We start from the raw sequence: 24430 nt of genomic DNA on the forward strand, positions 1-24430 counted from the left end.
CGGTGTGCCTCAGCGGCTGAGGTTCAAGCTATCTGCTTATTTCTCCTCAGCAGTCTCTCCCGCAGTGGAACCGGCCTTGTCCTGTTCCTTCTTCTTTTCCGGCTTGTAGTCTACGCCGGTTTCCTTGCGCTGTGCGGCAGGGATTGGCGCAGGGGCGTCGGTAAGCGGGTCTACGCCGCCGCCGGACTTCGGGAATGCAATGACGTCGCGGATGGAGTCGAAGCCGCCCAGCAGGGAGACAATGCGGTCCCAGCCAAAGGCGATGCCGCCGTGTGGCGGGGCGCCATAAGAGAAGGCATCGAGCAGGAAGCCAAACTTCTCCTGAGCTTCCTCGTCCCCAATTCCCATGACATCAAAGACGCGCTTTTGCACGTCTTCCTGGTGGATACGGATGGAACCGCCGCCAATCTCATTGCCGTTGCAGACAATGTCATAAGCGTAGGCGGTAGCCTCGCCCGGGTTCTGGTCAAAGGAATCAATCCACTCCGGCTTCGGGGAGGTGAAGGCATGGTGGACCGCGGTCCACTTGGAGTGACCCAAAGCGACGTCACCGGAAGCGGTTGCATCGGCAGAAGGCTCGAAGAGCGGGGCATCAACAACCCACGTAAAGGCCCAGTCGCCTTCCTTGATAAGGTCCAGCTTCTTTGCAATCTCGCCGCGCGCAGCACCCAGCAGGGCACGTGAAGACTTGGTGTCGCCAGCGGCAAAGAAGATGGCATCGCCTGGCTTGGCGCCGACGTGCTCGGCGATGCCCTCGCGCTCGGCGTCGGTAATGTTCTTAGCTACCGGGCCGCCCAATGTGCCGTCCTCACCCACGGTGATATAAGCCAAGCCCTTCGCACCGCGCTGCTTAGCCCAGTCCTGCCAAGCATCAAACTGACGGCGCGGCTGGGAGGCGCCGCCCTCCATAACCACAGCGCCCACGTATTCATTCTGGAAGACGCGGAAGGTGGTGTCCTTAAAGAACTCGGTGCACTCTACAATCTTGATGTCGAAGCGCAGGTCTGGCTTATCAGAGCCGTAGTACTTCATCGCATCAGCGTAGGTCATACGCGGGATAGGAGTCTTAATCTCGTAGCCAATGAGCTTCCACAGCTCGGTAACGATCTCTTCTGCCAAGGCGATGACATCGTCCTGGTCTACAAAGGACATCTCCACGTCCAGCTGCGTAAACTCCGGCTGGCGGTCGGCGCGGAAATCCTCATCGCGGTAGCAACGAGCAATCTGGTAGTAGCGCTCCATGCCAGCGACCATGAGCAGCTGCTTGAACAGCTGCGGGGACTGTGGCAGTGCGTACCACGTGCCTGGCTTCAAGCGCGCCGGCACCAGGAAGTCACGCGCACCCTCCGGGGTGGAACGAGTCAAGGTCGGAGTCTCAATTTCTGCAAAGTCATGAGAATCCAGCACCTTGCGGGCTGCACGGTTAGCAGCAGAACGCAGGCGCAGGGCCTTCGCCTGGCGCTCACGGCGCAGGTCCAAGTAGCGGTACTTCAAGCGAGTCTCCTCGCCTACCTCACCCGAGGTCGAAGGATCATCAACCTGGAACGGCAGCGCTGCAGATTTATTGAGCACCTCGAGATCCGCGACATTGACCTCAATCTCGCCGGACGGCAGGTTGGGGTTCTCAGAGCCTTCCGGGCGTGGCTCTACGGTACCGGTAACCTTCACGCAGTATTCGGAGCGCAGGTCGTGGGCGCGTTCTGCCACGTCAGATTCACGGAAGACAACCTGGGCGATGCCAGAGCGATCGCGCAGGTCAATGAATATCACACCACCGTGATCGCGGCGGCGGGAAACCCAACCGGTTAGGGTGACGGTCTCTCCTGCGAGTTCTTTGCGGAGCTCACCAGCTAAGTGGGTACGCAGCACTGTTGTTCAATCCCTTCTGAAAATTGTGTCACTTGCGGGTCCCGCCACGCGTAAACAGCGCGCGCCAAACCAAGCACAAGACTAGGAACGTGCACAATCCTACATCCCTACCGGTACATGCAGCGTAGTAAGGTAGACGCAGCACCGCCCCGAAAGCGGAAAAGGTTGCTTCCTCCCCCTGTTTCCTTGCCCCCTTGTGTACCCATCTTCATCCTGTGTTTTAAGGGGGCCATGTGGCACTATTTAGACATGACTTTTAGATCTGGTGCCGATTTCGGCGGCAAGGAAGCTCGTTCCGGTGGCGGCGGCGGTGGCATCGCCATCGGCGGTGGCGTCGGCTCGATTGTTTTGCTTGGCCTTTTCTTCCTACTTGGCGGTAACCCCTCAGACTTGGGCGCGATTTTAGGCAACGAACAGTCTCAGTCCGATGGCGCCGCGCAGGGCGATAGCCCAGAATGCAAAACTGCAGAAGATGGCAATACCAAAGATGAATGCCTGGTAGAGTTCACCGGCCGCAGCGTGGACAACGTTTGGTCCAAGGTGCTGCCAGAACAGGCAAATATCCAATACACCGAACCGGAGCGCGTGGTCTTCCACGGTGGCGTTAATACCGGATGCGGCGCGGCATCCTCTTCTACCGGCCCCTTCTATTGCCCACGCGATGAGTCCGCCTACTTCGATACCGAGTTCTTTGATTCCCTGCGCAATTTCGGCGCGGAAAATGCCCCTTTGGCCCGCATGTACATCGTGGCCCACGAGTTTGGCCACCACATTCAAAACCTGGAGGGCACCCTCGGCTTGTCGGACTATAACAACCCCGGCGCCGATTCCAACGCCGTAAAGATCGAGCTGCAGGCTGACTGCTACGCCGGGCTGTGGGCCTCCTACGCCGACAAGGGTGACAACCCCTTGCTAGAGCCCATTACCAAAGAACAGGTCTCGGATGCTGTCGCCGCTGCCCAAGCGGTGGGCGATGACAATATTCAACGCCGTTCCGGCGGCCAGGTCCAGCCTGACTCCTGGACCCATGGCTCTTCTGAACAACGCGAGAAGGCATTCCTCGCTGGCTATAACTCCGGCAAGATGTCCCAGTGCGACACCTTGGAGCGCGGCGCTTACCGCGGCTAAAAACTACTTTTGGCCGCCGCCTATCCTCTAAGAGCCAAGACCGACTCGCCACCTCCGCTAGCCATACCGACTGTGCCGGGGCTAGCGGATTTTCTTATCCCTATCCCAGGGCGCTGCAAGCACTCCGCGCTTGGCGACGCCCTCCCTTTCCACCTTTCTCCACACTGGCACCTATCACCATTCACCGAGCTAGTGCATTCTTGGTCGCTTTTATGACCTTAAAACCCTGCGCTCCATTGTGAACGCAAAGAACTCCTTTCCCACGCCCGCTATTACAAATCAGAGCTCATCGCTCAGCCGCACGCAGCAGTGGTACAGCAGATTTCCACCCTCCGGGACATAGTGGTGTCCCCTCCCGAGACCCTTCGCGTCCTGCAGCCGCATCGATGGGTCGCCGCGGATTTCAGCGATAAGCACAAACTCGATGCCGCCGACAGTGCGGATAGAGCGAGGTATCAAGAGCCCAGCGATCGCGCCATCTTTCTGGCCCGCACGGTAAGTGTGCAGGAACCGATGGATTGCCCATCAGAAACCGATAGCCTGGGGAACCGCCCGTGCGCAGCCGTCATCACAGAACACGGCAAAGTAAATGAGACTCCGCTGTGGTTGGTTGCACCGGCGGACCTACCGGTACTAATGGATGCCCTAGAATGGGAATGATTCGCCAGCCGTTCACACTGCGTCTTTTACCCCTGGGCACCGCAGAGAAAGGTAACCATGCAATTCGGCATCTTCAGTATCGGGGATTTAACCACTGACCCCAACTCAGGAAAAACTCCCTCTGAGGCCGAGCGCATCCGCAACTTAACGGAGATTGCACTCAAGGCCGAGGAGGTAGGCCTTGATGTCTTTGCCACCGGCGAGCACCACAACCCGCCCTTCGTGCCGTCCTCACCTACCACGCACTTGGCCTATATCGCCGCGCAGACTAAGCGCTTGCAGCTCTCGACTGCAACGACTCTTATTACTACAAATGACCCGGTCAAGATCGCAGAGGACTATGCCTTCCTGCAGCACCTTGCACAAGGACGAGTAGACCTCATGCTGGGCCGCGGAAATACGGGCCCAGTCTATCCGTGGTTTGGCAAGGATATCCAGCAAGGCATTCCCTTGGCTATTGAAAATTATCACCTGCTGCGCAGGCTCTGGCGCGAGCCAGTTGTTAATTGGCAAGGAAAGTTCCGCACAGGCTTGGAAGGGTTTACCGCGACCCCGGCGCCGCTGGATGGAATTCCACCCTTTGTCTGGCACGGCTCAATTCGTTCGCCGCAAATTGCCGAGCAAGCTGCTTATTACGGCGATGGTTTCTTCCATAACAATATCTTTTGGAATAAGGAACACACTGCTCAGATGGTAGATCTCTACCGCCGTCGTTTTGCAAGCTACGGCCACGGCCAAGCGGACCAAGCGATTGTAGGCCTTGGTGGCCAGGTCTTTATCGGCGATACCGAGCAAGAGGCTAAAGATTTCTTCCGCCCCTACTTCGACAATGCCCCGGTCTATGGACACGGCCCCAGCCTCGAAGAATTCACGGCCCAGACCCCATTGACCGTTGGCACCGTGGAGCAAGTAATTGAAAAGACCCTCAGTTTTGCTGACTGGGCCGGGGACTACCAGCGTCAGCTTTTCCTCATCGATCATGCCGGGCTACCGCAAGAAGTAGTCCTCGAGCAGATAGAAATCCTTGGCACCCAAGTAGTCCCCGAGCTGCGACGACGCTTTGAACAACGCCGTCCCAGCCACGTTCCTTCTAACCCACCGACGCACGCTAGCTTGCTCGCTGAGCCCAATTCTTCTCACCTGCAGGTCAGCCCTGGAAAGGAACACTAGTTATGCGCTCCCTACTCGTTATTTCAGCTGGCTTATCGCAACCGTCTTCCTCTCGCCGGCTGGCAGACATGCTTGCAGAGGCTACCCGCGCCAAAATCTCCGCGCGCGGTGAAGGGACCCAGATCGACGTCATTGAGATTCGCGATTTGGCTTTCGAACTAGCTACTGCCATGACAGATCGGACTGCGTCGACGCCGGAGTTGGCCCGGGCCCAGGAGTGCATTGCTCAGGCCGATGGGCTTATTGCCGTCACCCCTGTATTTCAGGGAAGCTACTCAGGCCTCTTCAAGATGTTTTTTGATACCTTGAAGCCCCATGCACTAGACGATCTTCCCACCATTATCGCAGCTACAGCTGGTTCTTCGCGCCACTCCCTAATTTTGGATTACGCGCTTCGCCCACTGTTTAATCAACTCCACGCAAATATCGTGCCAACGGGAGTTTTTCAGGCTGCGGAAGACTTGGGCACTCCAGAAGGAGAACGCATTGTCACCCGCATTGAGCGCTCTGCCATTCAGTTAGCTGACCAAATGGTTGCCCCCAGGGACAGGGTGTCTGGAATCGCTGGCGAGCTGGAGGGGTTGGGTGGCCACTCTACTGTGCGGCTAGCCAAGGAGAACTTCATCCCCTTGGGAAAGCTCCTGAATGGATACGGCGACTAGGCCACAGGCGCGGTCGGTACTTCGCATAGGCGGCGATTGATAGAAGGTGTGACTTTCGCTACGCTGGGCACAGAAAATTTGCCTCTCCCCTCGCTTCCGGCTTTGCCCCTTGATACGAGAAAAGCGCTAGGAACCAAACACATATCCACCCAGAAAGGTTCGGCACAGCTTAACTATGACAATTAGCGTCACGGACATCTTCTCCATCGGCATCGGCCCGTCCTCTTCGCACACCGTTGGGCCCATGCGCGCGGCTAAGCAATTCCTCGATTCCCTCGAGAAGCACCCGGCGAAGGTGTATACCGAGTTGCGCGGTTCTCTTTCTGCCACTGGCCGCGGGCATGCCTCCGACCGCGCTGTCATCCTCGGTCTCGCTGGCTGGGATCCACTAAGCGTGCCTATCGACGCCGAGCCGCACGCAGGTGGATTTATTCCCAGTGAAGGAACGATTTCTGGCCCCCGCGGCACGGTGGACTATGAGATCGCTTTTGATAACGAACCACTTCCTCAACACCCCAATGGCATGATTTTTAGTGCTTGGGATGAAAGCGGCAACCTCATCGCAGAAAAGGAAGAGTACTTCTCTGTCGGCGGCGGCTTTATTCTCTCTCGCTCCGAGCTTGATGCGGAAGTCGCCGAAAGCAATGAGGTGCCCGCTGGCGTAGCCGCAGCGCAGGTTGATGACACCGTTCCTTATCATTTCACCACGGGCGAAGAATTGCTCAATCTGTGCGAAGCCCATGACAAGGCAATCTGGGAGATCGTGCTAGCCAATGAGGAAGCCTTGCACCGTGACGAAGGCGGCGCCGAATTCGTTTTGCGGCACCTTGATCTGGTCTGGGACATCATGCGGGAGTGCGTGACCGAAGGCATTTCCACCAAAGGCCTGCTACCGGGTGGGTTGCGTGTGCCGCGTCGCGCCCCAAAGATGTACGCCCAGTTGCTGGAAAATCAGGATGACACCAGCTGTGGATTCTCTGCCATGGAGTGGGTCAATCTCTACGCCCTCGCGGTCAATGAGCAAAACGCGGCCGGTGGCCGCGTCATTACCGCACCTACCAATGGTGCGTGCGGCATCATTCCAGCGGTACTGCATTATGCGCGCGATTTCCGCGCAGACTTCACCCGTTCTACCGCCCGGCGCTACCTATTGACTGCCGGTGCTATCGGCATGATCATCAAGGAAAATGCGTCCATCTCGGGAGCTGAGGTGGGCTGCCAAGGCGAGGTAGGTTCCGCCTCCGCTATGGCCGCTGCGGGCATGGCAGAGCTGCTCGGCGCTACTCCGGCGCAGGTAGAAAACGCCGCGGAGATCGCATTGGAGCATAACTTGGGCCTGACCTGCGACCCAGTTGGCGGATTGGTGCAGATTCCGTGCATCGAACGCAATGCCATCGGTGCGGTTAAATCCATCAATGCCGCACGCATGGCCAAGATGGGCGAAGGCACTCATCATGTGACCTTGGATAATGCAGTGCAAACTATGGCAGAGACCGGCCGCGATATGCTCTCCAAATACAAGGAAACCTCCCTGGGCGGATTGGCTAAGACCATGGGCTTTAGTGTGTCCCAGGTGGAGTGCTAAAACAGACTCCATGCGCGCAGATGCCCTTCACCGCCGCACAGCTATTATTGCCGCGGCGTGTCAGTTATTCCGATCCCACGGCGATAATGTCGCTTTGGATAAGGTAGCCGCACAGGCTGGGGTGAGTGTAGCCACCGTCTATCGCAACTTCCCTAACCGCGCGAGCCTTATCCGCGCTTGCGCAGAATATATGGGCGATGCCTTTGCGAGGTTCCAACAGCGTCTCATCGCTGACTTTGAGGATCCTAAGAATTCCGGCAATGATTATGTCCGCGCTTATGCCACCCATATCCTTACCATGGAGCTTAATACCCTTATCCCTGCCTTCATCCCTCAGGATTTGGATTCTCTGAGCCCCGAGCTAACCGCTCAGCGTGACCTCTTGGAGAGCAATGGGCGCAGGTTTATTGAGCTTGGGCAACAGCACGGCGAGATCGGCCCCGGAGTCACCCACCTCGAGTTCATTGTGGGCCTTCTCAGCTTGGCGCGGCCCCGCGAGGTCGATGTTGAGGCCTACCAGCCGGACCTCCAAGAAATGATTATTGATCTGTACTTGGCGGGTATTAAAAGAGGGCACCGCGCCTAAGCGCGATGCCCACCGGCTACAAAAACCTAAGCCTCGCCGTGCATTTCGCGTGTAAGGACGGAAACTAGGTCAGAGACATTGACGTCGTGCTGCTCGTGCGCGGCTAGGTCCTTGAGCGCAACGGTGCCGTTTTCTAGCTCCTGCTCGCCCAGTACCAGAGCGAAGCGCGCACCTGCGCGGTCCGCACCCTTCATCGCGCCCTTGAGGCCACGGTCTCCAAAAGACATATCCGCGGAAATGCCGGCCTTGCGGAGATCATTGATAAGAGTGGTCATGGTGCGCTTTGCGGAGGCACCCAGCGCCACGCCAAAGACGTCCACGCGAGAATCTACGCCTTCTAGGGTGATGCCCTCGGCTTCAAGAGCCAGCAGGGCGCGGTCGACGCCCAAGCCATAGCCAATGCCGGATAGGTCTTGGCCTCCTAGCTGGGCCATCAGACCGTCGTAGCGTCCACCGCCACCGATACCGGACTGCGCACCAAGGCCGTCGTGGACGAACTCGAAGCAGGTCTTAGTGTAGTAATCCAGTCCGCGCACCATGCGCGGATTAATCTCATAAGCTACGCCCATATCATCCAACATGCCGGTGACGGTCTCGAAATGCTCGCGGCATTCCGTATTAAGGTGGTCGAGCATCAAGGGGGCATCGACAAGCTGCTCTTGGACCTCCGGACGCTTATCATCCAGCACACGCAGAGGATTGATCTCAGCACGGTGGCGGGTCTCTTCATCCAAATCGAGCTTAAAGAGGAACTCCTGCAGCTTCTCCCGGTAAGCCGGGCGGCAATTGTGATCGCCTAAGCTGGTGAGCTCGAGGCGGAAGCCGCTGAGCCCCAGCGCGCGGAAGGAACGGTCTGCCAAAGCAATGACCTCGGCGTCTAGCGCGGGATCGTCGACACCAATTGCCTCCACGCCCACCTGCTGGAGCTGGCGGTAGCGGCCGGCCTGCGGGCGTTCGTAGCGGAAGAACGGACCAAAATAGTTAAGCTTCACGGGCAGTTGGCCACGGTCCAAGTTGTGCTCGATGACAGAACGCATCACGCCGGCGGTACCCTCTGGGCGCAAAGTAACGGAGCGGTCACCGCGATCGGCGAAGGTGTACATCTCTTTAGATACCACGTCGGTGGACTCGCCTACGCCACGAGCAAAGAGTGCGGTGTCTTCAAAAATGGGCAGCTCAATGTGCTGGAAGCCGGAGAGATGTGCCTGCTCCACCATGGTCTGGCGCACCTTATAGAATGCGGCCGACTGCGGTGGGAAATAGTCTGGGACACCTTTAGGAGCGGACAGGGCCTGAAACTGCTTTTTATTACTCACGGGTATTACAGTACCTCCCTCAATGTAGCGAAGAAGGGATTGGTCGCCCTCTCCTTACGCATGGTGGTGGTGGGACCATGGCCGGGCAAAATGTCGAGGTTATCCGCCAAACTCCACACTGGGCCCGCGAGGGACTTCTGCATGGCTTTAGGATCCGAGTGAGGCAGGTCGGTGCGCCCAATGGCACCGGCAAAAAGCACATCACCGGTTAAGGCAAAGTCCTCAGCAATGATCATGGTGCATCCCGGAGAATGCCCGGGTGCGTGCTTCAAGCTGAAGGTGTGGCCGAGAAGTTCTAGGGTTTCCCCGTCTTGTAGCTCGCGCACATCGTTGATGGGGACCATATGAGCGGCGTCGAAAAGCTCCTGCGCCTGGGGCGAAACACCTTCGCCGCTGGCGAGCATGAACTTATCAGCGGGGTGGATATAAACAGGGATATCGAGCTTTTCGGCAAGGGATCCGGCGTCGCGGGTGTGGTCAATGTGGCCGTGGGTAAGCACGATAGCCTCATAGTCCAAGTCATGCTCTAGGACTTTTTCCATCGCATCCATGCCGGGATCGACGATAAAGGCGCGACGGCCCTCCGCAATCACATAGGTATTGGTCTGAAAGGGACCGGCAGTAAAACCGAAAATTTCCATACCCACCACCCTAGCTGCCCAGATAATAAAGAGCCGTCCGGCCCCGTCTTCGTAGATGAACCTCGACCAGCAACGCCGTGAGGCCTAGCTCAAAACATCCCACACCTTCTCGTAGTCAAGCTGGGTGACAACACCTGGAACCATTTGTGTGTGCATCACCCGGTGATTTTCATCGGCCACGACCACGGAGCGGGCAAGGAGGCCTTCCAATACGGAATCGCGTACGGTCACGCCGAACTTCTCTCCAAAATCCGATCGAAATGCGGAGGCGGCGATGACATCAGCAATGCCTTCCGCAGCGCAAAAACGCTTGAGGGTAAAAGGCAAGTCACGAGAAACGCAAAGAAGCTTAGTGTTATCTAGCTGCGCAACCTGCTCATGGAAACGGCGCAGTTGCTCCTGGCAGGAAGGGGTTTCGATAGAGGGAAAGATGGAGATAATAAGGCGCGTGCCCGCGAAAGTCTCATTGTTAATCTGACTCAGGTCCGTACCGATGAGTTCGAATTCGGGCAGCGGGTCTCCCACTGCGGGAAGTTCACCAACGGTGGGTGTTGGCGGGTCGATAAAATCTGGTTCAACCATAGAAACCAGAGTACTTATGACTTGGCTCAATAGCCATTGACTAGCCCGATTTACGTGCCCACGCTTTCTTCGAAGTATGGAACCGCTAAACTCGGTCAGGTTGAATCATGCCACCGAAAATCGCTAGAAAGGTTGACTCCCGGTGCCAAATAATAAAAAGCGCGGCGAAGAGGCGCTGAGCAAGCTCGAGCGCGAGCTAAAATCCCGCGAACGCAAGCAAAAGACACGCCCGCTGGGCGTTGTCTTCGCGTCCCTCGTAGTAATCCTCGCCTTGGTAGGCGGTATTTACTACTTGTCGACCCGCGAAGGCGACGATGAGAAGGTCCAGGCTGAGGAGTCCTCCGCAGCTGAGACCTCGCAGCAAACCCCACAGGCACAGCCCATTGCAGATAAGCGTGCAAAGGCTCTGCCGGATACCGTGACCTGTAAGTACGAGGACACCGGTCAAGATTCCAATGGTGCGACTAAGCCGAATGGAAAGGATATTTCCACCAAGGGCACCGTTACCGTTTCCTTTGAGACTTCTCAGGGCACCATTGAGATGGAGATGGATCGTGCCAAGGCGCCGTGTGCCACCAACGCAATTTCTGAGTTGGCAAAGTCTGGCTACTACGACAACACCGTTTGCCACCGTATGACCTCGGGTGGTCTCAACGTCTTGCAGTGTGGCGATCCGACCGGTTCCGGTTCCGGCGGCCCTGGCTTCAGCTTCGCTGATGAGTACCCCACCGACGAGGTGGATGAGAAGGATGCCCAGAACCCCGTTATCTACCCGCGCGGCTCCGTCGCCATGGCAAATAGCGGTCCAGACACCAATGGTTCTCAGTTCTTCCTCAACTATGACGATTCTGAGTTGACCCCGAACTACACCTACTTCGCCACCATTACCGATGAAGGTATGAAGACGATGGACAAGATTGCCAAGAACGGTGTCGAAGGCGGCCAGCCAGACGGCAAGCCAGCAAAGGAAGTCAAGATCAAGAAGGCAACCGTCAAGGCCTAGGCGCTTTAAAAGCCCTGCTTGGCGACGCCTCCCCCTGCCACCACCGCACACCCCCTAACGGGGGCAAGGGTTAAGCCCCGCGCATTCGTCACTTTCACAACGTACGGACGCGCCGGGGCTTTTACTTTCCTTAATTTAACCTGAGCCTGAATATGAGCCCTTAGCTGCAGAAACACTAACCTTCTAAAATTCCCCTAGTTCACACTAGCCACAAGAGTAAACTTGCAGCACACAGCAGACTTTCAGATATTTCAGCGAGTAAACAAAACCTGCCAATACTGTTGCGGAAGCCTGTCAGCCTGTCTAGTATTTGAAACGTCTTTGAACGCACCAAGCTTGTTAGGAATCAAAAATGAAGCTTTTCTCCCGCAAGGCACTCGTTGCCGGCGCAACCGCTCTGTCCATGACCTTCGCTGGCACCACCGTTGCTACCGCTGCCGAGACCACTCCAGCGTCCTCCACCGAGAACAAGGAGTCCGCCGCTGCGACCACCTCCAATGGCGCTGAGCCGACCGAGGAGGGTTCCTCCATCAAGGATATGGATCCTAAGGAAATCAAGGCTTGGATCGGCGTTGTTACCTCCGTCATCGGCGCTCTGGGCACCCTGTTCGCCTTCGCAAACAAGTACCTCGACCTGCCTTTCGGCAACAAGTAAGGTCACCGCTTCATAGCGATTCTTAAGCCGCTGCATTCCAAAAGGGAATGCAGCGGCTTTTTCATATGCTTTTGAGCAATCGGAAGAACTGACCGACGCTTGAGCTTTCCAGGCTTAGGGATGCATCTAGGACTCTTTGGCGTCTTCAATGTCCTCGGACCCTACGAGGTCTTTGAAAAGCTCTGGATCGATCGTTTGACCGACCCTGATGACAGAGATATGACCCGTGGGCTCCAGGATCATAATCTGTACGTCCTGCATGCGGCTAATGCCTGCCTTGCGGGCAGCAGAATAGATATCTGACTTAGTAATATGCGCCAGGGTCAAGTTATCCTCAACCATTTTCCCGCGAAATACTAGGAGAACTGGGCGCCGGTCAAGAAAGCGAGTCCACTTCACCACTTTGCGGATAGTACCGAACGCGGCCTCTAGAGCCATCAGAGTAGTCAAGCCGATTACGCCGGCGGCCAGGGTCGGTGGATTACCCACAATGACACGGCCTGCAACCGCGCCGAACATAATGATGATGATGGCATCTGAGGCCGTCATGGAAGTAAGGACCCGGGAGCCAAATATCTTCACTAGGACCATGAAGGATAGATAAATGCCCAAAGTGGCCAATACGACAACGGGGATACGGTGCCATTCAATGCCTAGTTGATAGGTAATTTCGCGCAGGAAGAGGTCTAGAGTATCCACGGTTGATTAGGTTACCTGGCTGCTGCACGGCATACAGAAAAGGCGGAGCGATACTCCCCCGTTCAGGAAGAACCGCTCCGCCTAGCGCCGTGATGGCTTAGAGGTGGAATTGCTTGCGCAGGTCCTCAATCATCTTGCGCGCTGGGGCAGGAAGAATCTGCGGGTTCATACCCACAAACGCAACACCAGCTACCAGCGCCGCAACAATGGAAAATACTGCGCTGCCCATGGAAGAACCGTTAGAGGACAAGGAGGAACCCTTCGGCTCGGGCTTAGCACCCGGCTCCTGGGAGCCCTCGCCGCTTACCTCGATAGGCAGAGTTGCCTTTGTGCCGGCGTCAGTGGTGATTTCGAGGTTTTGCTTGCCGCTCAGGTTCTCTGGAACGGTGAGCTTTACCGTTGCACGTCCGCGCTCGCCAAATTGCGCATCGCCTTCCTGGGCAGCGTTGTCGATGTCGACGGTCTGCTCAGCGTCACCCAACTTCACGGTTGCCTTCTTGGCCATCGGCTCACCCTCGGTGGAGTAATTAAGGCTAGACAGATTGACGGTAAGTTCCTTACCCGGCTTCACCTCACCTTCAACGTGGGCACCGATTTGACCTTGTCCGGTGCGGACCTCAGATTCACCCGACTTGATGTAGTCAATCATGGCCTGAGTGTCCATGTATCCCACATCGTTTTTGTCCTTGATGGAACCAGCGTTGAAATAGCCATCGCCGCCGGCTTCTTCGTCACTAGAAGCAAGGAAGGACGACAGCGCGATGGAATAATCCTTCTTCGGGTCAATCTGTTCGCCGTTGATGGTCACGGACTTTACCCGCTCACCCTTATTGGCCTTCTGGTCGTAGACCACCTGCACATTATTGGAAAGCCCCATGGCCAAGCGCGGACGGCTGCCTTCCTGCCACTGGTTTTCCAAAGCATTGATGAACTCCTCGCCGGAAATCTTTGCGGTAATCACGGAGTTACCAAACGGCTGCACCTCAAAGATGTCCTTGTAGGTAACGTCGCCACCCTTCAGGTCAGCACGCACACCACCGGCGTTCATGACACCGATCTCGATATCCTTACCTACCTGCTTGCTCATGGCATAGCGTTGGCCATCTGCGATGAAGTTATTGAGGGTGGATTCTACGCCACGGTTGGAGCCTGCCTCTGCGCCTTCGTCAGAGCCACGGAACAGGTCCTGCTTGACGTTTCCTGCAGTCTTGGAGCCTTCTACCTCGGCTTCCTTTTGTGCCTTTTCCACCACAGCTGCAATGCCAGCGTCCGGCTCGACAGCGGTAGCGTCGGTAGCATCGTACTGGCTGAGTTTGATGTCGGTTACCTTCTTGGCGGACTTGTCAAAGGTAATGTCGACGTCGTTAAGCAACTTGCCATACTCATGCCCCTGCGCCCATTGCAACGGGAGTGCACCATCGCGCGGGACTTCCCCCTTGGTGCGCTGGTGAGTATCGCCGCCGAAAAGCACGTCTACGTCTTTACTGAAGCCCTCGGCATATTCTTGGGCATCCTCGTGGAAAAGGGCGACAACAACGTCCGCTTCGCCGGACTCCTTTAGCCGGGCGGCCTCTTCATTGGTTGCCTTTACCGGGTCCGTGAAGGTAACGCCCGGGATCTTGGCCGCAGATACCTTGTACTTGGTATTTTCCGTCACGGTTCCGACATAGCCCACCTTGACGCCGTCTACGTCTTCAACGTGAGAAGGCTTAAGCAAGGGCTTGCCGTCTTTCAGCACGTTGGCACCCAAGATGGGATACGTGGAGTTCGGCTGAATGCGCTCGGTTAGATCCTCGGTGCCCTTATCAAACTCGTGGTTGCCCACTGCGGATACCTTCATGCCCATCTGATTGAGGGCCTCAAGGGTGTACTTGTCATCAGAAATTGCAGATACAAAGGCAGAGCCGCCTACGTTATCGCCCGAAGAAGTCAGGTTGAATTCCTGACCTTCATTCACCTGCTGGATAAGAGACTGCAAACGGGCCACGCCAATTTCATCGCCGGCCTTTGCTGGGTCACCGATCTTGTCCTCCAAGTGACCGTGAATATCGGTGATATTGGTGACAGAGATGGTGGTCTTGTTTTCTTGTGCTACCGCCTGCGCGCCGGAGAGAGCTACAGCGGATACGGTAGTGGCGGCCACAAGCTGGCCGATGCGGCGAAACTGCATGGAAATACTCCTAGATTGTAGAAAGCAACAGGATAATTTATATCGCTTTATTAACAACTTGGCAGGAGAAACTAAGCTCGCTTGCTGGGGATTTACCTGGCAGAAGCCGAAAATTCATACACTGGTAACCCGCCCGAAGCCTTCGCGTTGCTTGCCCCGCCCCTCCTTGAGGGTAAGGAGAAAGCGCGCTAAGCAGTTACTCGGTAGACGTCGAAGACGCCTTCCGTATTGCGCAAGGTCGTCATCAACGTGCCCAGCTGCTTGGTGTCTGACACCGAGAACGTAAACCTAACCGTCGCAATGTGGTCATCACCCCGGTTGGAGTTCATAGTCAAAACGTTGATGTTCTCATCACTCATAACACGAGTGAGCTCTGAAAGAAGGCCTTGCCGGTCAAGGGCTTCCAATTGCAACGTCGCAGAGAAAGCACCGGTAGCGGAGGTCCCAGAAGACCAGGCCACCTCTAGCATGCGCTCGGGTTCTGCTTTGAGCTTTTCCGCGTTGGTGCAGTCGGCTCGGTGCACTGATACTCCGCCGCCTCGGGTTACGAAACCAAAGATGGTATCGCCTGGTACAGGCTGGCAGCATTTGGCGAGCTTGGCCATTACATCAGGGCTGCCCTCCACCAAGATGCCGGTGCCCGATGCGGAGTCCTCGGTGTGCTGGGCACGGGAATTTTCAATCTCAGACAGCGGCGTGCGCGAGGCCAAAGTGTCAATTGCATCGTCCTGGTCCCCAAACATGGCAACCAATTGATTGGCAACATGTTGCGCAGATACTTGGCCCGCGCCGATGGCGGTATACAGCGAATCGACATCAGCGTGGTGCAGCTGCTCCGCCACCTGCTTCATAGATCTGGCGGTAAACAGGCGGTGCATCGGCAGGCCGCCTCGCTGGACCTCAGTGGCTAGGGCATCTCGCCCTGCCTCCAAATGTTCTTCGCGGCGCTCTTTGGCAAACCACTGCCGTACCTTGGTCTTAGCGCGTGCAGATACCAGAAAGTCCTGCCAATCACGGGACGGGCCTGCGTTAGGGTCTTTAGAAGTAAAGATCTCAACCTTGTCACCGGATTTTAGCTTCGATTCCAGTGCTACCAGCTTGCCATTGACCTTGGCACCGATACACCTATGCCCCACTTCGGTATGTACTGCATAGGCAAAGTCCACCGGAGTAGAACCTGCGGGCAGATTTACTACGTCACCCTTAGGGGTAAAGGCAAAGATTTGCTTAGCGGTAAGGTCATAGCGCAAGGAGTCTAGGAACTCATTAGGGTCAGCTGCTTCCTTCTGCCAGTCCAGAAGTTGGCGCATCCACGCCATCTGGTCCACTTCTTCTTGGTGGCCCGAGTTTTTGCCCTTGGTTTCCTTGTAGCGCCAGTGAGCGGCCACGCCGAATTCGGCATTGTAGTGCATCTCGTGGGTGCGTACCTGGACCTCCAGCGTGGCACCACCATCGCCTAGCACTGTGGTGTGCAGCGATTGATAGACACCAAATCGCGGCGAAGAAATATAGTCCTTAAAGCGCCCGGGCAGAGCTTGGTAGATCGAGTGAACCACGCCAATTGCGGCATAACAGCTATTGACATCCTCTACTAGGATGCGGATACCCACTAGGTCAAAAATCTCTGCAAAGTCGCGGCCACGTACGATCATCTTTTGGTAGATGGACCAGTAGTGCTTTGGCCGGCCCATAACCTCAGCTTCAATGCCGTTTTCCTTCAATGCCGCACTAACTTGGCTAATGATCTCTTTGAGCGCGCGGTCACGCGAGGGGGCGCGGTCTGCCACCATGCGCACAATCTCGTCGTACTTTTTGGGGTACAGGATGGCAAAGGATAGGTCCTCCAGCTCCCACTTCACACTGGCCATGCCTAATCGGTGAGCTAATGGAGCGATAACCTCGAGGGTTTGGCGCGCCTTTTTGGCCTGCTTTTCGGGCGGGAGGAACCGCATCGTACGCATATTGTGCAGGCGGTCGCTTACCTTAATGACCAAGACGCGCGGGTCAGTGGCCATGGCTACGATCATCTTGCGGATGGTTTCCGCCTCTGCGGCCGAGCCCAGCGCCACCTTATCCAACTTCGTCACACCGTCAACCAGCCGGGCCACCTCGGGGCCGAAATCCCTGGTGAGGTCGTCTAAGGAGTAGTCCGTATCCTCCACCGTATCGTGCAAGAGCGCTGCCACGATGGTGGTGGTGTCCATACCAATTTCCGCAGCGATCGTAGCAACGGCAAGTGGGTGGGTGATATAAGGTTCTCCAGATTTGCGGAAAACCCCTTCATGCAGACGCTCGGCGGTGTTATAAGCACGATTGAGCAGGTCTGAGTCGGCCTTAGGGTGAAACTTGCGGTGGATGGACATCAGCGGGTCCAGCACCGGATTCACCCTGACTCGGCCGCCTGTGAGCGAACGGGCAAGGCGAGCCGACATGCTACGCATACCGCCGCCGGTCTGGCGCTTTACGGGTTTATCCATGGCCATTTCTACCGCCCTTCACAGTGCCACGGGCCATATTGGCCTCATATTCGTCTAGATCGTGGGATCTAGCTTAGACACTTCATCTTAGTCTGTGGCATTTAGCACAATGAGCGGCGGGCCGGATAAACGCTCACGCCCATTGAGGCCTTTGACTTCCAGCACAACGACGTTGCCGGCAACCTCGGCACCCGCGGACTCGAGCAGAAGTTTCGCACCATGGAGGGTGCCACCGGTGGCTAGGACGTCGTCGACAAGCACTACGCGCTTGCCCTTGATGTCGACGCCGCTGGCCGGAATCTCCAGCGCCGCCGAGCCGTATTCCAGCTCGTATTCCTCGGTGTATACCGGAGGAGGAAGCTTGCCCTTCTTGCGGATGGCTAGGATACCCAGGCCCATCTTGTAGGCCACGGCCGAGCCGAGGAGGAAGCCACGGGCATCTAGGCCACCGATCATCTCCGCGCCCAGTTCCTCGCAGGCGGCCGCTAAGCCGTCTACGACGGTGCGAAAAGCCTCTGGGTCTGCCAAAACTGGGGTGAGATCTTCGAAGAGGATACCCTCCTCTGGGAAGTCTTGAACGAGGCGAACCTTATCCTTGAGAGCCTGTGCTGCTGATTCGTAGTGCGAACTCATAATCTTCCTTGAGAAATAATTGCGAGAGGTCGTTAACGGCCGCTGTTGCGGGTCCTACTTCTTTTCGGTTGGAGCGGTGCTACGCCAGCGATCCATATTCCAACCGATGCCCGAGACGCCAGTGTACGGCAGGACACCTTCCACGTCGCGGCGGACGAGGAAGACACGCGGCTGCGCGGAGAGCGGAATGGACGGAATATCCTTCCACAAAGCTTCTTCTGTCTTCTTAAGCTCCGCAGAGTTTTTCATACTAGCTTCGACCGCGGAGTACTCCGTCTGAGGATCTACCGGTCCAAGGAAAGCGTCGACGGTAGGTGCCCAGGTTTCTGGATCCATTTCCAGGTAGTGCTGAGACATAAACTCCGCAGACGTATCCTCGATGGTGATTCCGGCCGGCTCACAGGATGCACGGAGCTGTTCCACCATAGCTGCGTAACGCTTATCCGGTCCTAAGTAGCCGACCTTGATGGTCGTTCCATTCAGATTCCCCGCCTGCGCCAGATCGGTACCCTGGTGCTCCTTACCCACTTTGTCGAGGCCGCCGGCAACCGGGTTGGTGACGGAAACGGTGCGCACATAAGCCGGTGGCACCTCTACGCCAGAGGCCGCGGAGCTTGCCTGAGCCACCGCCTGCTGATCGACGCACGCAGCGAAGCTCTCGCGCGCCCACGGCTCGGCGAATACCCCAGCCTCAGACAGCGTCAGCGTATCCGTTAGCTCGCCTACCATTGGGGTAGCTTCATAGGAGTCCTCCCCTGACTCACTTTGATTCCGGTCAAGCCAGTCAGGGGTTGCATTGGCGGCGTCGACCACGCGCAGTGCCCCCTTATCTACCAGCTTGTGCGCGTCAGCATCCGCTGGCCACACCACAACGTGGTCCTCGGCTGGCGCATCCCCAAAGTATTTTTCGTTCGCTTTGAGGATAACCTCGCCCTCATCGCCTATCTTGTCGATGACATAGGGGCCAAAAGACACTTGCAGTTTTGGATCGAGTTGATCCTTTGCCACAGAGAAGCCATACCGCCATGCCTGGGCAACTGGATCTAGCGCTTGCATATCTTCGGCTGCCAGCGCCGCATTAAGCTCCTCAAGGCTCAACCCAGCCTTTTCTGCCAGCGCATGGGCGGGCATGACCGTTCCGGCGCCAAACATATGGCGCCAGCGCTGCCCCTGATCCTTATTAAAGGTCAACGTAAACGATTTGCTGTGGGGTTCGCAGCTGAAATTCGCAATGTCATTCATCAGCGGCATATGGGAGGCGAATTCAGCAGGATGGGTGCCGGCAACGTAAGTCAAATAGTAATCATCACAGGTCACGGGAGTGCCATCGGAAAAGACGGCATCCTCGGCCAAGGTCAGCTGGACGCTGCGCTGGTCGCTGCCCTCAGCGGGCGGGAGCTCTTCCGTTTCTACTAGGTCTGCATTGGGGATCAATTCGCCCGCGGGACCAGGTACGAAAAGGCCAGGATATAGGCGCGTGGATAACAGTCCGGCGGAGCTGGCAGAACCAAAGGAGGTGCCTGCGTTGGTAGTGGCCAGACGGGAATTTACCTGGTACCCAAAGTATCCATAGGATTCTGGTTCCTGGGGCGCAGCCGAAGACTCATCCTCGCCACCCTGCCCGCTGCAGGCAGATGCAGCCAGGGCGAGTGCGGATACGCATGAAGCAAGGGCCCGCCTCCCCCTATGACGTCCTCCAGAACTGCTCTTTTCCTTAAGCATGGTTATGTGCCCTCACTTCAGCTAGCGATCCGCCTGAATTTTACTACCGGAAGTTACCTGCCTGGCCGCCACGTTGCGCCAGGGTGTCCGGTGGACTCCGCCGATTCGGCCTCATTGCCAGCCGGGGTGGACTGAGCACTTACTGGCGAAACCACGGTGCGCCCCGCTGCGGGTGCGTCATCTTCTGCAGCACCCTTCTCATCCTTACCAGCACGGTAGTCCGCTACTCGCTTATTGTGGCGCTTAGTCTTCTTGGACATATTGGCGAAGGTGACAACCAATGGCGTAGCGAAGAAGATGGAGGAGAAAATACCCTCAACCACACCGATGAGCTGGATGAGTGCCAAATCGCGCAGGGTACCAATGCCCATGAGCCACACGGCCACCACGAAGAGCGCGATAATCGGCAGCGCAGAAATCACCGAGGTAGAAATCGAGCGCATGACCGTCTGGTTAATCGCCAGGTTCGTCAGCTCAGCAAAGGTCTTCTTGCGCTGTCCCTCCAGGCCTTCCGTGTTCTCGTTGATCTTGTCAAAGACGATGACCGAGTCATACATGGAGAAGGTCAGGACGGTAAGCAGACCGATAATGACAGCAGGGGAAACCTGGAATCCGAAGAGCGCATAAATGCCGGCAATAATCACGCCGTCTGCAATCAGGGCGATGATAGCGGCAAAAGCCATGTTCTTCTGCAAGCGAATGGCCACATAAACGGTGGCAGCTACCAAGAAGACCAGCATGGCGATAAGCATGCGCTGGGTAATGGCAGAACCCCAAGACTCAGATACCGTGGACGAACCGATGGCATCCGGGGTGGCCTTACCTTCTTCATCCTTCGGCTTAAAGTCCTCGTAGATAGCGGTACGAGCCGCATTCACCTCTTCTTGGCTGAGGCGTTCGGAGACAATCTCCAAGGTCTCGGAGTTGCCGGAGCCTACGATATGTACCTGCTCGGGTTCTACGCCGGTGGAATCTTCAAAGACGCGTCCTACTTCTTCTTCCTTAAGGTCCCCTGCCGGCATGGACAGCGTAGTGCCGCCTTCGAAGTCAATCGAGAGGCTGAAGCCGCGAATTAGGATTGCGGCCACGGCCGCCACGATCAGCGCGGCGGTGATGCCGTACCACAGCTTGGTGCGGCCAATGAAGTCATAACCGCGCTCATCCTCGTAGAGGCGGTCCATTCGGGAAATCTTGTGCTTAGTCGAAACAGCCATGCTTATTTCTCCTCATCTTCCGCAGCATCAACGGGACGTGCGGTTCCTGCGGCAGTATGTGCTGCCGTTTCTGTGGTGGCTGCCTCCTTGGTTGGGGAGGTTTTAGTGGAGCCTGCTTTGCGATGCCCCGAGCCGAAATAGCCGCGTTCACGACGCTCTTCCACCAAGGCGTAGATACCGCCAAGGCCGTTCATCGAAGGCTTGGCTGCAGCTGGACGGCGGCCCACCAACTGCATCAGTGGTGCCATAACCAAGAAGGATACGACAAGGTCGAAGACCGTGGTCAGGCCCATGGTAAAGGCGAAGCCCTTAACCTCACCGATGGCGAGGAAGTAGACCACTACGGAGCCGATGAGGGTCACCGCGTTACCGGTCACGATGGTCGCACGAGCACGCTCCCACGCCTTTTGCGTAGCGGAGCGGAAAGTGCGTCCCTCTAGCAGCTCATCCTTGATGCGTTCGTAGTAGACCACGAAGGAGTCAGCCGTTGCACCCACACCGATGACCAGACCGGCAATACCGGAGAGATCCAGTGAGTAGCCGATCCAACGACCCAGCAGCACCAAGGCACCATAGGTCAACAGGCCAGAAGAAATGAGGAAGACGAGGGAGACGCCGGCCAGTGCGCGGAAGTAATACAGCGAATAAGCCATCACGAGTACCAAGCCGACTAGGCCCGCGATAAGGCCGGCCTGCAGGGCGGCCTTACCCAGTGTCGGCGGAATGGACTCAATGGTACCGCCCGGCTCGCCATTTTCACCGGCGAAGGACAGCGGCAGTGCGCCATACTTCAAGTTATTGGCCAGGTTCTGTGCTTCCTCCTGGCTGAAATCACCAGTAATAGAGGTTGCGGACCCAACTGGAGTTGCGCCCTGGATCACCGGTGCAGAGATAACTGCGGAGTCAAGGGTAATGGCGACTTGGTCGTTGAGGTGTTCCTTGGTAAGGTCCGCCCACGTCTGGGAACCGTTTGGTCCATCTCCGGTCTTGAAAGAGAAGTTGATCTCCATTTGGCCGGTTTTGTTGTTCATACCGCCTTCGATAGGACCATTGGTATTGATCTCATTGCCGGTTAGGCGGGTGCCATTTTCATCCTTGATGCCGTTAAGAAGTGGCGCGGGCTCGAGGACGTACGGGTTGCCCTTGGAATAATCACAGGTAACAAATGGCTTAGCCGGATCGTCCGCGCCAGCCAGCGGATCGGTATCGCCCTGACAGGTCATCAGCATCGAAGCTGCGGCTTGGGTCGTCGGATCCTCGGACTGGCGGTCCTTGAGCAACATCTCCGTGATTTCATCACGGCGCTTCGACTGCTCAATGGAGTTGCTTGGCTCATCCAGGGGCTTAGCGCTGACCTTTGGAGCCTTCTTCTCCTTTGGCTTCTGTCCGGTCATCTGCGCTTCCTGCGCAGAGATGGCCTTGACGCCTTGATCCATCTGCTTGTTCGCTTCGTCTGCGCTTAGCACGCCATACTTTACCCAGCGGTTGGCCATGTCTTCTAGCTCCTTATTGAGCTTGCCCATATCCGGCATGGATGGCTTAGCCACTGGGCGGAAGAAGAGCTGCGAGGTCTTACCTACGGCCTGTGCTTGGGAAGCGTCCTCTCCTGGCACGGTAATAACCAGGGTATTGCCGTTAATGACAACCTCAGAGCCAGAAACGCCCATACCATTGACACGCTGTTCCAAGATGGTGCGTGCTTGTTTGAGCTGGTCCTGAGTGGGTTCCTCGCCTTGCGGAGCAAGCGTTACGCGAGTACCGCCTTGCAGGTCAATGCCGAGCTTCGGCGTGCTTTGACGGCTACCAGTAAGAAAGATAAGCGCATAGATAACAACCACAATGAGGACGAATAACGCGATAGCGCGCTTCGGCCATTGGCGTTGGCTATTTTTCATAGCGCGACGGGGTGATGCGGACAACGATAATCTCCTGTGCTGCTTATAACAGGGTGCTTAGACAATAAATACGGCCCGACCGGATGGCGCAGGCACGTCAACAACGCACAATCGTACGTCATGAGACGGAATTTTCCTTAACGAGGGCCAGATAAGGCCCAAAGTGTGATGGGGTCTACGCTCCACAAAGTTCCCACCACCTAGCAAACGTTAAGATAACTCTCAGGAAAGACGGGGTTAGTTCTTCCCCTCGCCGCCGAACGGAGGGACATTCTCATCAGGCAGGTTATCTTCCGTATCGCCTTGTGCTTCCCCAGCAGCCGCAGGGCGCTCGAGCTTATTGGCCTCCTGCTCGGTGCGAATCACGGCCATCTTGTCAAAAGTAACCACCACTCCTGGGGCAATTTCTAGATCCACGTCCTTGTCACTGGTGTTACGCACCACGCCGTGTACACCGCCCGCGGTAACGATGGAATCGCCCGGCTTGAGGGAGTTTTGTAGGGCCTGCATATCATTTTGGCGCTGGCGCTGCTTTCGCATGGCCATGAAGGAGGGGATGACGAACAGGATGCCAATAATGATGAGAATGATGATTTCCATAGCTCCCTAGTGTGCCAGACGGAAGTGAACACAAAAACCCAGAGTGCTTGACCAAGCAGGCTGGCGCCTGGAATTAAAACAGGCCGGCTGCCCCCTCAGGAGGAGTTAGCCCCAAGTGCCGCCACGCGGCGGCGGTAGCTACGCGGCCGCGTCCTGTCCGCGCAATCATTCCCGCACGCACCAGGTAGGGCTCACACACCTCCTCCACCGTCGAGGGCTCCTCGCCCACCGCAATGGCAAGGGTGCTCACGCCGACCGGTCCGCCGCCGTGCCCCTTAATCAATGCATCGAGCACTGCCCGGTCCAAGCGATCGAGGCCCATTTCATCCACGTCGAAGACCTCGAGCGCCCCCTGGGCCGCACTAAGATCAATCAGACCCGAGCCGTTGACCTCGGCATAGTCGCGAACGCGGCGCAACAAACGGTTAGCAATACGCGGGGTGCCACGCGAACGAGAACCAATTTCTACCGCTGCATCATGGTCAATATCTACGTCTAAGATGTGCGCCGCACGCTTAATCACCTGAGTTAAGTCAGCCGTGTCGTAGTACTCCATTTGCGCAGTAAAGCCGAATCGATCACGCAGGGGGCCAGTAAGCATGCCGGCGCGGGTTGTAGCCCCTACCAGGGTAAAAGGCGGGATTTCCAGCGGAATGGAGGTAGCACCAGGCCCCTTGCCTACGATGACGTCAATACGGAAATCTTCCATCGCCATATACAGCATTTCTTCTGCTGGCCGGGCAATGCGGTGGATCTCATCGATGAAAAGCACGTCGCCTTCCATCAGATTTGAAAGCATGGCGGCCAAATCGCCGGCGCGCTCTAAGGCAGGCCCCGAAGTCATACGCAGCGAGGTCCCCAACTCCTGGGAAATAATCATCGCCATGGTGGTCTTACCCAGGCCAGGCGGGCCAGAGAGCAGAACGTGGTCCGGCGTAACTCCACGATTCTTAGCGCCTTTGAGCACCAAGGAAAGCTGCTCGCGCACCTTGGGCTGGCCTATAAACTCATCTAGCGACTTCGGGCGCAATGACCGCTCAATATCATGTTCCTCGGAGTGTGCGGTCGCTTCGACGTCGCTATTGCGCTGCGAGGAATGCGCCGCGTCGACGCCGTCGGGGAGGTTAAATTCGGTGCGCTCAATATCGGACATGATTGTTCAG

General features: G+C 56.8%; 21 protein-coding genes. 7 read left to right on the forward strand and 14 right to left on the reverse strand.

What is annotated here, in order from left to right; all coding sequences use genetic code 11:
• Nucleotides 1-36 precede the first annotated feature (36 nt).
• On the reverse strand, nt 37-1869 hold the full coding sequence (gene aspS, locus QP990_RS04695) for an aspartate--tRNA ligase (RefSeq protein WP_023021453.1): 1833 nt from the start codon (nt 1867-1869) through the stop codon (nt 37-39).
• Between the two features lie 249 nt (nt 1870-2118).
• Between aspS and QP990_RS04700 the strand changes: the two genes are divergently transcribed.
• A complete protein-coding gene (locus tag QP990_RS04700) occupies nt 2119-2997 on the forward strand; it encodes a neutral zinc metallopeptidase (RefSeq protein ID WP_239207640.1) in 879 nt (292 codons plus the stop codon).
• A 279-nt stretch (nt 2998-3276) separates the two neighbouring features.
• On the opposite strand, the gene QP990_RS04705 is transcribed toward QP990_RS04700, so the two are convergent.
• Complete coding sequence (locus QP990_RS04705) at nt 3277-3456, reverse strand: hypothetical protein (RefSeq protein WP_284798539.1); 180 nt, start codon at nt 3454-3456, stop codon at nt 3277-3279.
• 258 nt (nt 3457-3714) lie between these two features.
• Between QP990_RS04705 and QP990_RS04710 the strand changes: the two genes are divergently transcribed.
• From QP990_RS04710 to QP990_RS04725, 4 genes are all read left to right on the forward strand, one after another.
• Complete coding sequence (locus QP990_RS04710) at nt 3715-4827, forward strand: LLM class flavin-dependent oxidoreductase (RefSeq protein WP_239204071.1); 1113 nt, start codon at nt 3715-3717, stop codon at nt 4825-4827.
• Between the two features lie 2 nt (nt 4828-4829).
• On the forward strand, nt 4830-5489 hold the full coding sequence (locus tag QP990_RS04715) for an FMN reductase (RefSeq protein WP_239204073.1): 660 nt from the start codon (nt 4830-4832) through the stop codon (nt 5487-5489).
• Nucleotides 5490-5664: 175 nt separating this feature from the next.
• Nucleotides 5665-7074: an L-serine ammonia-lyase gene (locus tag QP990_RS04720; RefSeq protein WP_239204075.1), complete on the forward strand. Its 1410-nt coding sequence runs from the start codon at nt 5665-5667 to the stop codon at nt 7072-7074.
• A 10-nt stretch (nt 7075-7084) separates the two neighbouring features.
• On the forward strand, nt 7085-7660 hold the full coding sequence (locus QP990_RS04725; RefSeq protein ID WP_239204077.1) for a TetR/AcrR family transcriptional regulator: 576 nt from the start codon (nt 7085-7087) through the stop codon (nt 7658-7660).
• A 26-nt stretch (nt 7661-7686) separates the two neighbouring features.
• Here the strand turns inward: QP990_RS04725 and hisS are convergent, their stop codons facing one another.
• The 3 genes from hisS to tpx all read right to left on the reverse strand — a co-directional run bounded on the left by hisS (nt 7687) and on the right by tpx (nt 10199).
• Nucleotides 7687-8976 carry a histidine--tRNA ligase gene (gene hisS / locus QP990_RS04730; protein ID WP_284798540.1) on the reverse strand — a complete coding sequence of 430 codons (1290 nt, stop codon included), beginning with the start codon at nt 8974-8976 and terminating at the stop codon, nt 7687-7689.
• A 5-nt stretch (nt 8977-8981) separates the two neighbouring features.
• Nucleotides 8982-9617 carry an MBL fold metallo-hydrolase gene (locus tag QP990_RS04735; protein ID WP_239207636.1) on the reverse strand — a complete coding sequence of 212 codons (636 nt, stop codon included), beginning with the start codon at nt 9615-9617 and terminating at the stop codon, nt 8982-8984.
• 84 nt (nt 9618-9701) lie between these two features.
• Nucleotides 9702-10199, reverse strand: coding sequence for a thiol peroxidase (gene tpx / locus QP990_RS04740; RefSeq protein WP_200287423.1), 498 nt, complete (start codon nt 10197-10199; stop codon nt 9702-9704).
• A gap of 142 nt (nt 10200-10341) precedes the next feature.
• On the opposite strand from tpx, the gene QP990_RS04745 reads away from it, so the two are divergent.
• Both QP990_RS04745 and QP990_RS04750 read left to right on the forward strand, forming a co-directional pair.
• Nucleotides 10342-11202 (forward strand): peptidylprolyl isomerase, encoded by an 861-nt coding sequence (locus QP990_RS04745; protein ID WP_023021443.1) that lies wholly within the window; start codon nt 10342-10344, stop codon nt 11200-11202.
• 352 nt (nt 11203-11554) lie between these two features.
• Complete coding sequence (locus QP990_RS04750; protein ID WP_284798541.1) at nt 11555-11857, forward strand: hypothetical protein; 303 nt, start codon at nt 11555-11557, stop codon at nt 11855-11857.
• 126 nt (nt 11858-11983) lie between these two features.
• Here QP990_RS04750 and QP990_RS04755 read toward each other — a convergent pair whose 3' ends face one another.
• The 9 genes from QP990_RS04755 to ruvB form a co-directional block, all read right to left on the reverse strand.
• Nucleotides 11984-12556 carry a DUF421 domain-containing protein gene (locus QP990_RS04755; RefSeq protein ID WP_284798542.1) on the reverse strand — a complete coding sequence of 191 codons (573 nt, stop codon included), beginning with the start codon at nt 12554-12556 and terminating at the stop codon, nt 11984-11986.
• Nucleotides 12557-12653: 97 nt separating this feature from the next.
• Entirely contained in the window at nt 12654-14726 is a 2073-nt protein-coding gene (locus QP990_RS04760; protein ID WP_284798543.1) for a bifunctional UDP-sugar hydrolase/5'-nucleotidase, read from the reverse strand.
• 188 nt (nt 14727-14914) lie between these two features.
• Nucleotides 14915-17203 (reverse strand): bifunctional (p)ppGpp synthetase/guanosine-3',5'-bis(diphosphate) 3'-pyrophosphohydrolase, encoded by a 2289-nt coding sequence (locus QP990_RS04765; RefSeq protein WP_156900699.1) that lies wholly within the window; start codon nt 17201-17203, stop codon nt 14915-14917.
• 87 nt (nt 17204-17290) lie between these two features.
• Entirely contained in the window at nt 17291-17836 is a 546-nt protein-coding gene (locus tag QP990_RS04770) for an adenine phosphoribosyltransferase (RefSeq protein ID WP_023021438.1), read from the reverse strand.
• Nucleotides 17837-17890: 54 nt separating this feature from the next.
• Nucleotides 17891-19558 (reverse strand): ABC transporter substrate-binding protein, encoded by a 1668-nt coding sequence (locus QP990_RS04775; RefSeq protein ID WP_284798544.1) that lies wholly within the window; start codon nt 19556-19558, stop codon nt 17891-17893.
• 53 nt (nt 19559-19611) lie between these two features.
• Complete coding sequence (secF, locus tag QP990_RS04780; protein ID WP_200287413.1) at nt 19612-20772, reverse strand: protein translocase subunit SecF; 1161 nt, start codon at nt 20770-20772, stop codon at nt 19612-19614.
• A 2-nt stretch (nt 20773-20774) separates the two neighbouring features.
• Complete coding sequence (secD, locus tag QP990_RS04785) at nt 20775-22667, reverse strand: protein translocase subunit SecD (protein ID WP_248098542.1); 1893 nt, start codon at nt 22665-22667, stop codon at nt 20775-20777.
• A gap of 237 nt (nt 22668-22904) precedes the next feature.
• On the reverse strand, nt 22905-23267 hold the full coding sequence (yajC, locus tag QP990_RS04790) for a preprotein translocase subunit YajC (RefSeq protein ID WP_248098549.1): 363 nt from the start codon (nt 23265-23267) through the stop codon (nt 22905-22907).
• A gap of 73 nt (nt 23268-23340) precedes the next feature.
• The gene (gene ruvB / locus QP990_RS04795) at nt 23341-24420 is read right to left on the reverse strand and encodes a Holliday junction branch migration DNA helicase RuvB (protein WP_259824625.1); all 1080 of its coding nucleotides are present in this window, start codon (nt 24418-24420) and stop codon (nt 23341-23343) included.
• Nucleotides 24421-24430: the final 10 nt, after the last annotated feature.

Origin of the sequence: Corynebacterium sp. MSK071, assembly GCF_030232125.1 — a bacterium.
Classification (GTDB): Bacteria; Actinomycetota; Actinomycetes; order Mycobacteriales; family Mycobacteriaceae; genus Corynebacterium; species Corynebacterium kefirresidentii.

What these genes read in the sequence shown, in the direction of transcription:
- QP990_RS04720 (WP_239204075.1), top strand. Translation starts at nt 5,665, where the DNA reads ATGACAATTAGCGTCACGGACATCTTCTCCATCGGCATCGGCCCGTCC.
- QP990_RS04725 (WP_239204077.1), top strand. Translation starts at nt 7,085, where the DNA reads ATGCGCGCAGATGCCCTTCACCGCCGCACAGCTATTATTGCCGCGGCG.
- tpx (WP_200287423.1), bottom strand. Translation starts at nt 10,199, where the DNA reads ATGGTTGAACCAGATTTTATCGACCCGCCAACACCCACCGTTGGTGAA.
- QP990_RS04750 (WP_284798541.1), top strand. Translation starts at nt 11,555, where the DNA reads ATGAAGCTTTTCTCCCGCAAGGCACTCGTTGCCGGCGCAACCGCTCTG.
- QP990_RS04770 (WP_023021438.1), bottom strand. Translation starts at nt 17,836, where the DNA reads ATGAGTTCGCACTACGAATCAGCAGCACAGGCTCTCAAGGATAAGGTT.
- QP990_RS04710 (WP_239204071.1), top strand. Translation starts at nt 3,715, where the DNA reads ATGCAATTCGGCATCTTCAGTATCGGGGATTTAACCACTGACCCCAAC.
- QP990_RS04765 (WP_156900699.1), bottom strand. Translation starts at nt 17,203, where the DNA reads ATGGATAAACCCGTAAAGCGCCAGACCGGCGGCGGTATGCGTAGCATG.
- QP990_RS04775 (WP_284798544.1), bottom strand. Translation starts at nt 19,558, where the DNA reads ATGCTTAAGGAAAAGAGCAGTTCTGGAGGACGTCATAGGGGGAGGCGG.
- QP990_RS04735 (WP_239207636.1), bottom strand. Translation starts at nt 9,617, where the DNA reads ATGGAAATTTTCGGTTTTACTGCCGGTCCCTTTCAGACCAATACCTAT.
- QP990_RS04760 (WP_284798543.1), bottom strand. Translation starts at nt 14,726, where the DNA reads ATGCAGTTTCGCCGCATCGGCCAGCTTGTGGCCGCCACTACCGTATCC.
- secD (WP_248098542.1), bottom strand. Translation starts at nt 22,667, where the DNA reads ATGAAAAATAGCCAACGCCAATGGCCGAAGCGCGCTATCGCGTTATTC.
- QP990_RS04715 (WP_239204073.1), top strand. Translation starts at nt 4,830, where the DNA reads ATGCGCTCCCTACTCGTTATTTCAGCTGGCTTATCGCAACCGTCTTCC.
- QP990_RS04700 (WP_239207640.1), top strand. Translation starts at nt 2,119, where the DNA reads ATGACTTTTAGATCTGGTGCCGATTTCGGCGGCAAGGAAGCTCGTTCC.
- ruvB (WP_259824625.1), bottom strand. Translation starts at nt 24,420, where the DNA reads ATGTCCGATATTGAGCGCACCGAATTTAACCTCCCCGACGGCGTCGAC.
- secF (WP_200287413.1), bottom strand. Translation starts at nt 20,772, where the DNA reads ATGGCTGTTTCGACTAAGCACAAGATTTCCCGAATGGACCGCCTCTAC.
- yajC (WP_248098549.1), bottom strand. Translation starts at nt 23,267, where the DNA reads ATGGAAATCATCATTCTCATCATTATTGGCATCCTGTTCGTCATCCCC.